Here is a 503-nt window from a genome sequence, read left to right as displayed (position 1 = left end):
TATAGTCGTCATTGACGTGGCGATAGACCGTGCCTTGATATAAGGCGCTCCATTTCGCATTAAATTTATAGGCAACATATAAATCCAGACGATTGACGCTATCCCGATGCGACTCACCGACACTATTTGCCGTTTCATAAGTGTTGTAGTCATAGCGATAACGCAGCCCAAAGGTAAGGTCGGGGGTGGCTTTATAATTAACGCGCAGATAAGGCCGTAGCTGAGTGCCTTTGCTGCTCCAGTGATAGATGCCGCCAGGCTGAAACACCCACTTATCGGCGAATGGCCAGCTATAGTTGGCCTCTATTTCATTATAATCAACCGTGCTGTCGCCAAAAGAATGGGAACCATCAGCTCTGTCGGTACCCTGGTTGCCCTGATGGTTATTTTTGTTGTTTTTGTTATCCATCTCCATACTCGCCCACCAGCCTGTTTCCCATCCCTGGCTGATCTTATAGCGGGACTCGTAAGAGTGGCTTCCCGCCCGATATCCTCCCCTGACA

Annotated in this window: 1 protein-coding gene; it reads right to left on the bottom strand. The window is 48.9% G+C overall.

What is annotated here, in order from left to right:
* Window positions 1-415, bottom strand: a 415-nt coding sequence (locus CWM53_RS20105) for an oligogalacturonate-specific porin KdgM family protein (RefSeq protein ID WP_227521720.1), incomplete at its 3' end; no start/stop codon positions are given.
* Window positions 416-503 lie beyond the last annotated feature (88 nt).

Origin of the sequence: Klebsiella sp. A-Nf5 (assembly GCF_002810545.1) — a bacterium.
Classification (GTDB): Bacteria; Pseudomonadota; Gammaproteobacteria; order Enterobacterales; family Enterobacteriaceae; genus Klebsiella; species Klebsiella variicola.
The sequence above is the reverse complement of the archived record's forward strand: the minus strand, read 5'-3'. Positions and strand labels throughout refer to the sequence as shown.